The organism is Streptomyces sp. NPDC107517 (assembly GCF_055582645.1).
In genome coordinates, this window is the sequence record NZ_JBVJPM010000004.1 from 153,143 (window position 1) to 165,200 (window position 12,058).

General features: G+C 72.5%; 12 protein-coding genes. 4 read left to right on the top strand and 8 right to left on the bottom strand.

The features are described 5' to 3' along the window. Window positions 1-13 precede the first annotated feature (13 nt). On the bottom strand, window positions 14-967 hold the full coding sequence (gene murQ / locus ACZ67T_RS11595) for an N-acetylmuramic acid 6-phosphate etherase (RefSeq protein ID WP_469983312.1): 954 nt from the start codon (window positions 965-967) through the stop codon (window positions 14-16). A gap of 78 nt (window positions 968-1,045) precedes the next feature. Next, on the bottom strand, window positions 1,046-1,966 hold the full coding sequence (locus ACZ67T_RS11600; protein ID WP_469983313.1) for a MurR/RpiR family transcriptional regulator: 921 nt from the start codon (window positions 1,964-1,966) through the stop codon (window positions 1,046-1,048). 131 nt (window positions 1,967-2,097) lie between these two features. On the opposite strand from ACZ67T_RS11600, the gene ACZ67T_RS11605 reads away from it, so the two are divergent. Then, the gene (locus ACZ67T_RS11605; RefSeq protein WP_469983315.1) at window positions 2,098-2,463 is read left to right on the top strand and encodes a hypothetical protein; all 366 of its coding nucleotides are present in this window, start codon (window positions 2,098-2,100) and stop codon (window positions 2,461-2,463) included. Further along, window positions 2,460-2,735, top strand: coding sequence for a DUF4031 domain-containing protein (locus ACZ67T_RS11610; RefSeq protein WP_469983317.1), 276 nt, complete (start codon window positions 2,460-2,462; stop codon window positions 2,733-2,735). Before ACZ67T_RS11605 ends, ACZ67T_RS11610 begins: the two co-directional genes overlap by 4 nt. Here the strand turns inward: ACZ67T_RS11610 and ACZ67T_RS11615 are convergent. The 4 genes from ACZ67T_RS11615 to ACZ67T_RS11630 form a co-directional block, all read right to left on the bottom strand. After that, window positions 2,683-3,915: a Cmx/CmrA family chloramphenicol efflux MFS transporter gene (locus tag ACZ67T_RS11615; protein ID WP_469983770.1), complete on the bottom strand. Its 1,233-nt coding sequence runs from the start codon at window positions 3,913-3,915 to the stop codon at window positions 2,683-2,685. The two genes, ACZ67T_RS11610 and ACZ67T_RS11615, sit on opposite strands and share 53 nt — an antisense overlap. A gap of 115 nt (window positions 3,916-4,030) precedes the next feature. Further along, window positions 4,031-4,531 carry a GNAT family N-acetyltransferase gene (locus ACZ67T_RS11620; RefSeq protein ID WP_469983319.1) on the bottom strand — a complete coding sequence of 167 codons (501 nt, stop codon included), beginning with the start codon at window positions 4,529-4,531 and terminating at the stop codon, window positions 4,031-4,033. A 31-nt stretch (window positions 4,532-4,562) separates the two neighbouring features. Beyond that, window positions 4,563-5,213, bottom strand: a complete 651-nt coding sequence (locus ACZ67T_RS11625) for an HD domain-containing protein (RefSeq protein WP_469983321.1) — start codon at window positions 5,211-5,213, stop codon at window positions 4,563-4,565. A 9-nt stretch (window positions 5,214-5,222) separates the two neighbouring features. Beyond that, window positions 5,223-5,447, bottom strand: a complete 225-nt coding sequence (locus tag ACZ67T_RS11630) for a hypothetical protein (protein WP_469983322.1) — start codon at window positions 5,445-5,447, stop codon at window positions 5,223-5,225. 265 nt (window positions 5,448-5,712) lie between these two features. Here ACZ67T_RS11630 and ACZ67T_RS11635 point away from each other — a divergent pair, with 265 nt between their 5' ends. Further along, window positions 5,713-7,752, top strand: a complete 2,040-nt coding sequence (locus tag ACZ67T_RS11635) for a HelD family protein (RefSeq protein ID WP_469983324.1) — start codon at window positions 5,713-5,715, stop codon at window positions 7,750-7,752. A gap of 4 nt (window positions 7,753-7,756) precedes the next feature. Here the strand turns inward: ACZ67T_RS11635 and ACZ67T_RS11640 are convergent, their stop codons facing one another. Both ACZ67T_RS11640 and ACZ67T_RS11645 read right to left on the bottom strand, forming a co-directional pair. Then, entirely contained in the window at window positions 7,757-8,452 is a 696-nt protein-coding gene (locus tag ACZ67T_RS11640; protein WP_469983326.1) for a copper homeostasis protein CutC, read from the bottom strand. A 135-nt stretch (window positions 8,453-8,587) separates the two neighbouring features. Continuing rightward, window positions 8,588-9,529, bottom strand: coding sequence for a hypothetical protein (locus ACZ67T_RS11645; protein WP_469983327.1), 942 nt, complete (start codon window positions 9,527-9,529; stop codon window positions 8,588-8,590). Between the two features lie 191 nt (window positions 9,530-9,720). Between ACZ67T_RS11645 and ACZ67T_RS11650 the strand changes: the two genes are divergently transcribed. Then, window positions 9,721-12,006, top strand: a complete 2,286-nt coding sequence (locus ACZ67T_RS11650; RefSeq protein WP_469983328.1) for a heavy metal translocating P-type ATPase — start codon at window positions 9,721-9,723, stop codon at window positions 12,004-12,006. Window positions 12,007-12,058: the final 52 nt, after the last annotated feature.

Genomic DNA, 12,058 nt, shown 5'->3' on the forward strand with positions numbered 1-12,058 from the left:
CGGGACTGGGGGATTACGGGGTCGTGGCCGAGGCCTGGAGCGCGGCGCGCAGATGCCCCTTGCTGTCGGTCAGGAGGCGGGCGGCCGTCGGGCCGTCGACCGAGCCGAGGATCACGAGGATGGCGTTCTTCACCTCCCCGTCCGTCGCGGCGAGCGCGGCCTCGATGGCGGCGTCGTCCGCGCCGGTGGCCAGGGCGACGATCCGGCGGGAGCGGGCGCGCAGCTTCTCGTTCGAGGCGCGTACGTCGACCATCAGGTTCCCGTACGTCTTGCCGAGCCGGATCATGGTGATCGTCGACAGCATGTTGAGGACGAGCTTCTGGGCCGTGCCCGCCTTCAGCCGGGTGGAACCGGTGAGCAGCTCGGGGCCGACGACCACCTCGATGCCGTGGTCCGCGGCCGCCGCGAGCGCGCTGTCCGCGTTGCAGGACAGGCCGATCGTGAGGGCTCCCCGGCCGCGCGCGTGCTCGACCGCGCCGATCGCGTACGGGGTGCGGCCCGAGGCCGAGATGCCGACCACGATGTCGTTCGCCGTCAGTCCCAGCGCGTCCAGGTCCTCCGCCGCGAGCTCCTTGGAGTCCTCGGCGCCCTCGACTGCCTTGATCATGGCGCTCGGGCCGCCCGCGATCAGGCCGACGACCTCGCTCGGGTCGGTGTTGAAGGTGGGCGGGCACTCGGACGCGTCCAGAACGCCGAGCCGGCCCGCCGTGCCGGCGCCCGCGTAGATGAGGCGGCCACCACGGGCCATCCGCTCGGCCGTGCCGTCGATCGCGGCGGCGATCTGCGGGAGCTGCTCGGCGACGGCGGTGGGGACGCTCGCGTCCTCGCCGTTCATGATCTGCGCGATCTCCACCGTCGACAGCTGGTCGATCTCGGAGAGTTCCGGGCGGAACGCCTCGGTGGTGAGCGTGGCGAGCTGGGCGCGCAGTTCGCTGTAGTTGTCGGCGGCGTCGGTCGTGGAGGTCATGACGTGTGCGGCTCTTTCCGGTGCGGCGGTGGGGTCCGGTGCGGCAGTGGCTTCAGGGGCAGTGCGGGCGTGCGTCGCCTAGCGGGAGCCGCGTGGCGTGTGACGGTGTGCGAGCGCCTCGTACGAAGCGGACAGGGCGGGGGCCGCCGTCTCGTACGTACGCTGCGCGACGCCCACGAACAGGCAGTCCACGACGAGCAGCTGGCTCGTGCGGGACGACATCGCGGCCGGCCGCAGCTCGCTCTCGCGGGCCGTGGACGTGGTCAGTATGTGGTCGGCGTACTGCGAGACCGGGCCGTCGGGGCGGCCGGTGATCGCGATCGTGGCGGCCCCGTGCTCGAAGGCGACGCGGAGCGGCTCGATCACGTCGCCGGTCGATCCCGAGTGCGTGATCGCGATGGCGACGTCCTTGGCGCGCAGCTGCACGGCGTTGGTGATCGCCAGGTGCGTGTCGCCGTGGGCGTGGGCGATCAGCCCGATGCGCAGGAGCTTCTGGGCGAGGTCCTGGCCGACGAGGCTGGACGCGCCGATGCCGTAGATGTCGATGCGGCGGGCGCCCGCCAGCGCGTTCACGGCCGCGCCGAGCTGTACGGTGTCGAGTCCGGCCGCGGTGTCGGCGAGGGTCTGCTGCTCGTCGTACGCGAGCTTCGCGACGACGTCGGCGATGGGGTCGTCGACCGCTATGTCCGCGGTGACGGCGGGGGCACGGCCCGACTGCTGCTGGGCGGCGAGCCCGGCGAGGGCGAGGCGCAGGTCCCGGTATCCGGGGTAGCCGAGGAGGCGGGCGGTACGGACCACCGTCGCCTCGCTGGTGCCGGTGAGCTCGGCCAGGCCGGTGACCGTGAGGGCCGCGCAGCCGGCCGGGTCACCGGCGACGGCCTCGGCGACCCGCTGCATGGAGCGGGTCATCGACGGCGCGAGGGTCCGCACCTTGGCCGCGAGGGCGGCCGGTGCGGGCGGCGCGTCGCCTGCGAAAATTTCCTTCACGTTGGTGGTCACATTTGAAAGATATTTTCAGGGGGGTGCGGCGTCAAGAGTCCCTCGACTGTGCCGTACGGCACGTCTTCCCAGGACCTTCGGCCGTGCTGAGGGCCGGGTGGGCGCGTACGCCGAGGGAGCACAATGGCTACATGGAGATCAGCCCCCTCGAACAGGCTCTGCACACGGCCCGCGCCCTCGTGCTCGCCGACCTCGGCTCCGGCGAGGTCGCCCACGCCGACGTGGTGTCCCTCGTCGAGGACTCGATAGTGCACCGCCGCTGGTGGGTCGAGCAGTGGCCGGAAGGAGTCGACTACGTCGCCGGGCTCGTCGCGCAGGACGTCCAGGACGGACTCCTCGAACGCTCCGGCCGCTGGCCCCTGTGCCCGGTGTGCGGCTCCGGCGAACCCCATGCCCTCGATGTGGAGCCGGAGTTGGGCCCCGATCCGCACTGGGTGTGCAGCGAGGCGGGCGTGGTCGTGGCGCCCGTGGGGTCACTCGGCACCGTCGCGCGATGACCGTCTACATCGATCCGCCGACCTGGCCCGGGCACGGGCGCATGTGGTCCCATCTGGTCAGCGACGTCTCCTTCGGCGAGCTCCATCTCTTCGCCGAAGGGCTCGGCGTCCCGCCCCGCGCCTTCGAGCGCGACCACTACGACCTGCCGTCGCACCGCTATGAGGACGCGGTGCGGGCCGGGGCCGTGCAGATCGGCTCGAAGGAGCTGGTGCGCAGGCTCACCGAGGCGGGGTTGCGGAGGCCGAAGGGGCGTCCTGCGGTGGGGAGTTGAGGACTGCCCCCAAGGACGTGGCGATCACCTTCGTGGTCGACCGGTGCATGCGCAGTGACACCGCCGTCGCGCCGATCGCCGTCACCGTCATCGCGGCGCCCGCCCACGCCGTCGCCGGGTAGCCGAGCCCCGCGTCGATCACCGTGCCGCCGAGCCACGGCCCGCCCGTGTTGCCCAGGTTGAACGCCGCCGTCGTCGTCGCCCCCGCGAGCGTGGGGGCGGCGCCCGCCACGTTGAACATGCGGGCGTTCAGGGCCGGCGCCGTGTAGAACGCCGAGAAGCCCAGCAGGAACGACAGCGCCACCGCCGCCACCGCGAACCCGCCGAGCAGCGCCAGCGCCACCAGGAACACCGTGGACGCCGCGATCCCGCTCAGCAGCACTCCGAAGAGGTGTGCGTCCGCGACCCGGCCACCGACCGTCGTGCCCACCAGCGCGCCGACGCCGAAGAGTGCGAGGACCGTCGGCACCCAGCCCTCGCCGAGGCCCGCCACATCCGTGAGCAGCGGCGACAGATAGCTGAACGCGCAGAAGACGCCGCCCGCCGCCAGCGCCGTCACCGTGATCGAAAGCCAGACCTGGCTGTCCCGGTAGATCGCCAGCTCGCGCCGCGGCTGCGGCTTCTGCGCCGGGAGCGGGATCCGCGGGATCAGCGTCACCACGCCCACCAGAGCGATCGCCGAGGCCACGCCCACCGCCCAGAACGCCGCCCGCCAGCCCAGACCGTCCCCGAGGAACGCGCCCGCCGGGACGCCCAGCACGTTCGCGATCGACAGGCCGCCGATCATCACCGCCATGGCCCTCGCCCGCTGCGTCACCGGCACCAGGCCGATGGCCACCGCCGCGCCCACGGCCCAGAACCCCGCGCAGGCCAGCGCGCTCACGATCCGCGACGCGAACAGGACCGCGTACGTCGGCGCCAGCGCGCCCGCGACCTGGCCAAGGCCGAACACCGAGATCAGCGCGATGAGCGCGGTGCGGCGCGGCAGGCGCAGCGTCGCCACGGCGAGCAGCGGCGCGCCCACCACCATGCCGAGCGCGAAGGCCGATATCAGCAGGCCCGCCTGCGGGATCGTGACGTCCATGTCGTCGGCGATCGCGGGCAGGATGCCGGACAGCATGAACTCGGACGTGCCCAGCGCGAACACCGCCAGGCCCAGGATGTAGACGGCCAGTGGCATGCGGGTGCGGGCGTCCACAGGGGCGTCCACCGGGGCAGCCGCGGCGTCCGCCGGGTCTTCGGGAGCTTTTCGAGCAGAGTCAGGCATGACGTGACACAACGCGACGCGGCGTTGCTTAAATTCCCGACAGTTCGTACGCGCAGAGGTCCTTTGTCGTCGGAATCCGTACGAACCCGGCCCGCTCCAGTACCCGTTGGGACGGGCCGTTGTCCAGGTCCGTGTTCGCCGTCACCGCGGTGACGCCCGGCTGCGACAGCGCCCATGCCGCTATCGCCCGCACCGCCTCCGTCGCGTAGCCCCGGCCGCGCGCCCCCTCCGTCACGTCGTAGCCGATCTCGACGCGGCCCTCCTCGTCCGGCGCGCTGTGGAAGCCGATCCCGCCGACCGCGCGTCCGTCCTCGTCCCGCACGATCGCGTACGTTCCCCAGCCCTCGCGGTACGTGCCCGCCGCGTGCGCCTTCACCGTGATCCCCGAGCCGGTCCGGGTGCCGTCCGGCGCGTCGCCGTCCAGCCAGGCGAAGCCGCCCGACCCGCTGTCCGCGTTCAGGTCCCTGGCCGACTCCAGGGACAGCTCGTGCAGGCGTACGCGGGCGCCCGCGATGGTGAGCAGTGTCATGGAGTGAGGATGCGGCAGCCGCTCGCGCCGATCAACCGGTTTGGGGAGTCAGCAGGTCCAGCTCCGCCGTGAGGTTCTCGCGGGCCCGTTCCTCCCAGTGCGCGGCGCCGTACGGGGTGCGGAACAGGCGGGGCAGGGCGAGGAGTTGGCGCAGAACACCGGCACGGCCCTCACGGAACGGTTCGTCCGGTACGAAGCCGTACTCCTCCCGGACCGCCGCCGCGTAGGCCGCGTAGGCGTCCGGGGCCGCCGCCAGGATCGCCAGGTCCGCGTCGCACAGGACCTCGCCGTTGTGGTCGTCCTCGTCCGGGTCGTGCGTCACCGTGAGCAGGACCAGACGGCTCACCTCGTCGATCTGCCGGTCCGTCAGGCCCACTTCCGACAGGGCCCGTTCGGCCAGCCGCGCGGAGCGCTCCTCGTTCGTCGAGCGCTCGGGGAGGTACACCGCGTCGTGGAACCAGGCCGCGAGGCGGACCAGCGCCGGGTCGTCGGCGTGGTCCTCCAGTACGTCGATGTGGTCCAGGACCGCCTTGAGGTGCGTCGTCGTGTGGTAGCGGCGCTGTGGCTCCGCCCAGCGGGCCAGGAGGTCGTCCGCGTAGGCGTCCGGGGTGGTGGGTGTGGCTGTCATGGGCCGGGCCGTGGCGAGCGTCTCGGCCCAGGCCTTTCTCAGGTCGTCCCGCATGCGGCGACCCTAGACCCTGCCGGTGAACCCCGTCGGAGCCCCTTGGTCCGGGGGTGGCCTGTACGGGCCTGATCGTTTCTGTACGCCGGCCTCCTCGTCGTACTCGCCCAGAAGGATCACGCCCAGCGCCGAGGCCGCGATGACCTTGGCGGCTCGCAGGACGTTTCCGAGGCGGTGGGGGTGGTGGGTCTCCGTGGCTGCGGTGGCACCGTGAGTGAAGGTCATGGTCGTCATGGCTCCATGGTGGAATGCGGGCATTCCGTGCACATCGGTCCGGAGGTGTAGGTTGCGGCGGCGGGCGTGCGTCCTGGGGGTGACTCCGTCCCTTGGGGCCCTCAGGGTCCCCGGGGAAACGGGAAACAAATGTGTTGGTCGCGTGCCGGGGCGGGAGTAAGGTGGTCCGCCTTGCCCGCCTCCCTCCGTGGAGCGCCGCCGCCCGGACGGAAACCGGCCGGCTGCCGTGTGTAACCGACCCCCCCGGAGCCCGGAGGCATCGCCCGTGTCCCTCGACGACCCGCTCTCCCGCGAGCGCGCCCACCTCACGTCGTCCCGTTCCGCCCTGCGCGCCATGCGCGAGGACGTGGAATCCCTCGACATCGCCGACGTCACCGCGAACTGGGTGAACGCCGCCGTTCTGCAGCGCCAGATCGACGACCGGATCAAGGCCCTGGCCGATCTGTCGCACACCCCCTTGTTCTTCGGGCGGCTCGACTACCTGCACGCCCCCGGCGCCGACCGGGCGGAAGGGGCCGGCGGGGAGCGGTTCTACATCGGGCGGCGGCATGTTCATGACGCGGCCGGCGATCCGATGGTCATCGACTGGCGCGCCCCCGTCTCGCAGCCCTTCTACCGCGCCTCGAAGAAGGACCCGATGGACGTCGGGCTGCGCCGGCGGTTCGGGTACACGGGCGGGGACCTCACCGCGTACGAGGACGAGCGGCTGTCCGACCCCGCCGAGGCCGAGGTCGTGAGCGCGCTGCTCCAGGCCGAGATCGAGCGCCCCCGCGTCGGGCCCATGCGCGACATCGTCGCCACCATCCAGCCCGAGCAGGACGAGATCGTGCGCAGCGGCCTCTCGGGGTCCGTGTGCGTCCAGGGAGGGCCCGGTACCGGGAAGACGGCCGTCGGCCTCCACCGTGTCGCCTATCTGCTGTACGCCCACCGCGAGCGGCTCGCCCGTACCGGGACCCTGGTCATCGGGCCGAACCGGTCCTTCCTCCACTACATCGAGCAGGTGCTGCCCGCGCTGGGTGAGCTGGAGGTCAAGCAGGCCACCGTCGACGACCTCGTCGCCCATGTGGAGGTGCGGGGTGCCGACGGCGCGGACACCGCCGTGGTCAAGGGCGACGCGCGGATGGCCGAGGTCCTGCGGCGGGCCGTGCGGTCGCACATCACGCTGCCCGTGGAGCCCGTCGTGATCGTGCGCGGGTCCCGGCGGTGGCGGGTGCCCGCGTACGAACTGGAGGAGATCGTCCGGGAGTTGATGGCGCGCGACATGCGCTACGGCGCCGCCCGTGACGCCCTTCCGCAGCGCATCGCCCACGCCGTCCTCGTACAGATGGAGCGGTCGGGAGAGGCACCCGACGACCGCGTGCAGGACGCCGTGGCCAGGAACGCGGCCGTCAAGGCCGCCGTGAAGGTCCTGTGGCCCGCCGTCGATCCCGCGAAGCTCGTGCTGCGGCTGCTGTCCGACGCGGAGTTCCTCGCCGAGCACGCCGAGGGTCTGCTCAGCGAGGACGAGCAGAAGTGTGTGCTGTGGGAGCGGCCGGCGCGCAGTGTGCGGGCCGCCAAGTGGTCCTCCGCCGACGCCGTGCTGATCGACGAGGTCACCGATCTCGTGGCCCGTACGCACTCCCTCGGGCACGTGGTGCTCGACGAGGCGCAGGACCTCTCGCCCATGCAGTACCGGGCCGTCGGGCGGCGCTGCACCACCGGGTCCGCCACCGTCCTCGGCGACCTCGCGCAGGGCACGACGCCCTGGGCCACGCGCAGCTGGGCCGAGGCGCTGCGGCATCTGGGCAAGGAGGAGGCCGTGGTCGAGGAGCTGACCGTCGGATTCCGTGTGCCGCGCGACGTCATCGCGTACGCGTCCCGGCTGCTGCCCCACATCGCGCCCGGGCTCGCGCCCGTCTCGTCCGTCCGTGAGAACCCCGGCGCCTTCGAGGTCCGGGAGGCCGCGCGCGGGACCGACGACGTGGTCGCCGCGTGCGCCGAGGCGCTGGAGCGGGAGGGGTCCGTCGGCCTCATCGCCGCCGACGCCCGCGTCCCGGACCTGGCCGCGGCCCTCGCGGACGCCGGGCTCACCTACCTGGGCCCGGGCGAGGAGACCACCGCTCGGACCCGCCTCACCCTCGTACCGGCCTCGCTCGCGAAGGGCCTCGAATACGACTACGTGGTCCTCGACGAGCCCGCCGCCGTCGTCGACGGCGAACCCGACGAGCGGACCGGACTGCGGCGTCTGTACGTGGCGCTGACCCGAGCCGTCTCCGGTCTTGTCGTGGTCCACGCCGCCCAGCTGCCGGAGCAGCTCGCGGTGTGAGGCTCTAGGCCCCGGCGTCGACCGCCTCGCGCCACGTGCGGACCGCCTCCGCCGACACCGGGGCCGCCCAGCCCCGGGGGCGGGCCGCGCCGCCGATGTGGAAGCCGTCGATGCCGGCCGCCTTCAGCCGCGGCAGGTGGTCGAGGCGGAGGCCGCCGCCCACCAGGATCTGCTGCTCGTAACCCGGTTCGCCCGAGCGGGCCGCCTCCGCCGTCAGGACGTCGAGCCCGGCGTCCACGCCGTCCGGTGAGCCGGCCGTCAGGTATGTGTCGAGGCCCGGCGCGTGCGCGAGCTGCTTGCGCAGGGCGTCGCGGTCCGCGGTCCGGTCGATCGCGCGGTGGAACGTCCAGTGGCAGCCGTCCAGCTCGGCCGTGATCCGTTCGACCGCCGCGAGGTCCGGGCCGCCCGCCGGGTCGAGGAAGCCGAGGACGAACTCGTCGGCCCCCTCCGCGCGCAGCCCGCGCGCGGTCTCGGCCAGCGCGTCCAGGTCGCCCGCGGCGAAACCGTCCGCGAGCCGGATCATGACCCGCAGCGAGATGCCGACGGCCGCGCGGATCCGGCCGAAGGTCTCGCGCGACGGGGTGAGCCCGTCCGCCGCCATGTCGGTGACCAGTTCAAGGCGGTCGGCGCCGCCCGCCTGGGCCGCGACGGCGTCCTCGGCGCCGAGCGCGATCACCTCCAGGACTGCACGCTTGCTCATGGGACCCCTTTGTCGGTTACGAAGGCGGGTGCGGATGCGGTGGCGGCCGGGCCTCAGGGCCTGTCGTCACAACAGGCCCTAGAGGTCTAGTCCAATAGGCCAGCCTACGCGCAGACAACCCGCCCCGACAGACGATCAGTGGCCGTGCCCCTTGGAATGATTACCCGCGCTCTTCCCGGCGTGCACCGTGAATTCCGCCGTCCGCACGGTGCCGTTGTGCTTGAAGTCCAGGAAGAGGCGGTACGTCCCGCTAGTGGGCGCCGTCGCCGTGAACGAGACCTCCGGCCCCGGCCCGCCCTTGTTCGGATGCACGTGGAGATACGCGAGGTCGCCGGAGCGCAGGGCGACCAGATGCCCGTACGAGCCGAGGTAGGGCTGGAGGTCGGTGACCGGCTTGCCGTTCTTCGTGACGCTCAGGGTCAGCTCGCTCGCTGATCCCGTGCCGAGGCCGTCGTCCAGCCGTACCTCGTAGCCGTCGCCGGCGTCGGCGGTCCGGGAGGCCGCCGGAAGGTCCCGGGGCGCGTACTTTCCGGCGACCGCCAGGTCGGCCCCGAGGGTGAGGCCCTCCTTCTCCGCCTGCGGGGTGAAGTCGGCGAAGAGGCGATAACCGCCCGCCTTCGGCAGCTCGACCGGCGTCTTCCAGGTGCCGTCGGCCGCGCGGGACGGGTGCAGATGGCGGTAGACCGTGAGGTCCCGCGAGGCCACGATCAGGTGCAGCTGCTTGCCGTGCTCCGTCCGGTACGCGGTGACCTTGCGGCCCGTGTCCTCCTTCGTGATCGCGAAACTCAGCTCGGTGCGCTCGCCGGCGGCGGCGATGCGCCGGGTCCGCAGGTCGAGAAAGTAGCCGCGCTCGGAAACCTGCAGCCCGCCGGGGGCGGCGGCCGCGGCGTCCGATGCGCCGTGGCCCGCGTGCCCGTCCTGCGCCTGCCCTCCCTGTGCGTGCCCTTCCTCCGCATGCCCTGCCGACTTCTGCTCGCCCGAGGTGATGGGGTCCACGCCCTTGCCCACCCCGTACGCGGTGCCGAAGGTCGCTGCGACGGCGGCTGCGAAGGCGGTGATCTTCAGTCCGGTCTTCATGACGGCTCCTGGTGTGCGGACGGCGCGGACGGTGTCGGTGTCCGGCGGCTGATAGCCCGACCATACCCCTGGGGGGTATGAAGTCAAGCGGCGGGAACGCTTGCATCTGATACCCCCCATGGGTATAGATTGGATCTCGTCAGCGATACCCACCCCGGGTACCGGAGTCAGACCGCAACCGAGGAGGCCTCATGTCGGCGCACCCAGCCGTCACCGCACCCTCTGCCGCCCGGGCGGCAGAGGTGGAACTCGCCATCGGCGGCATGACCTGTGCCTCGTGCGCCGCCCGGATCGAGAAGAAGCTGAACCGGATGGACGGCGTGGCGGCGACCGTCAACTACGCGACGGAGAAGGCGAAGGTCACCTTCGCCGACGGGGTGGCGGTGGCCGACCTGATCGCCACGGTCGAGGCCACCGGGTACACGGCTCAGGAACCGCCCCGGACCGTCGGGGAAGAGACGGAGAAGGCGGAGGGGGCGGAAGCGGACGCGGCGGCCGACGCGCTCGCGTCGCTCCGCCGGCGACTGGTCACCGCCGTCGCACTCGCCGTACCCGTCGTGGCGATGGCGATGATCCCCGCCCTCCAGTTCGAGTACTGGCAGTGGCTGTCCCTCACGCTGACGGCGCCCGTCGTGACGTACGCGGCCTGGCCCTTCCACAGGGCCGCCTTCACCAACGCCCGGCACGGCGCCGCGACCATGGACACGCTCATCTCCGTCGGCACGTCGGCCGCGTTCCTCTGGTCGGTGTGGGCGCTCTTCTTCGGGACCGCCGGCATGCCCGGCATGACGCACGCCTTCGAGCTGACCATCGCCCGCAGCGACGGCGCCGGGAACATCTACCTGGAGGCCGCCGCCGGAGTCACCGCCTTCATCCTCGCCGGGCGCTACTTCGAGGCCAGGTCCAAGCGGAAGGCCGGCGCGGCGCTCCAGGCGCTGCTCGAACTCGGGGCCAAGAACGTCACGCTCGTGCGCGAGGACGGGAGTGAAGAGACCGTCCCCGTCGCCGAGTTGAAGGCCGGCGACCGGTTCCTCGTGCGGCCCGGCGAGAAGATCGCCACCGACGGCACCGTGGTCGAGGGCGCGTCCGCCGTCGACGCCTCGATGCTGACCGGCGAGTCCGTGCCCGTGGAGGTCACCGCCGGGGACGCCGTCACCGGCGCGACGCTGAACGTCGGCGGACGCCTCGTCGTCGTAGCCACCCGCGTCGGCGCCGACACCCAGCTCGCCCGTATGGCACGTCTCGTGGAGGACGCGCAGAACGGCAAGGCCGCCGCGCAGCGCCTCGCCGACCGGATCTCCGCCGTCTTCGTGCCGGTCGTCATCGGGCTCGCGCTGGCCACGCTCGGATTCTGGCTCGGCAACGGCGCCGGGATCACCGCCGCCTTCACCGCGGCCGTCGCCGTCCTCATCATCGCCTGCCCCTGCGCCCTGGGCCTCGCCACACCGACGGCGCTGATGGTCGGCACGGGGCGCGGCGCGCAGCTCGGCATCCTCATCAAGGGCCCGGAGGTCCTGGAGACCACGCGCGCGGTCGACACGATCGTCCTGGACAAGACCGGAACCGTCACGACCGGCCGGATGACGCTGCTCGCCACCCACGTGGCGGACGGCACGGACACGGGTGAAGTCCTGCGTGTGGCGGGAGCGTTGGAGCACTCCTCGGAGCACCCGATCGCGCAGGCGATCGCCGACGGGGCCCGCGAGAAGGTGGGCGAGCTCGGCGTCGTCGAGGACTTCGCGAACCTCCCCGGGCTCGGCGTGCAGGGCGTCGTGGACGGCCACGCCGTACTCGTCGGCCGCGTAAGGCTGTTGGGCGAGTGGGAGATCCGGCTGCCGGCGGAGCTGGAGCGCGCGAGGTCGCAGGCCGAGGCAGCGGGACGTACGGCTGTCGCGGTGGCCTGGGACGGGGAGGCCAGGGCGGTCCTCGAAGTCGCGGACGCGGTGAAGGAGACCAGCGCGGAAGCCGTACGGCGACTGCGGGGCCTCGGCCTGACACCCATCCTCCTCACCGGCGACAACGAAGCCGTGGCGCGCTCGGTGGCCGCCGAGGTCGGCATCGACGAGGTGATCGCGGAGGTCATGCCGCAGGACAAGGTCGACGTCGTCAAGAGGCTTCAGGGCGAAGGGCGTTCCGTGGCCATGGTCGGCGACGGCGTCAACGACGCGGCGGCCCTGGCACAGGCCGACCTGGGGCTCGCGATGGGCACGGGCACGGACGCGGCGATGGAGGCCGGCGATCTGACGCTGGTCCGCGGCGACCTGAGGGCGGCGGCGGACGCGATCCGCCTGTCCCGGCGGACGCTGGGGACGATCCGCGCCAACCTGTTCTGGGCGTTCGCCTACAACGTCGGCGCGCTGCCGCTGGCCGCGGCGGGCCTGCTGAACCCGATGATCGCGGGCGCGGCGATGGCGTTCTCCTCGGTGTTCGTCGTGGGCAACAGCCTGCGGCTGAGGAACTTCAGGCCGCAGGCGTAGGAACACGCCGGCCGTCAGCGACAAGGGCCCGTCCACACACGGTGGACGGGCC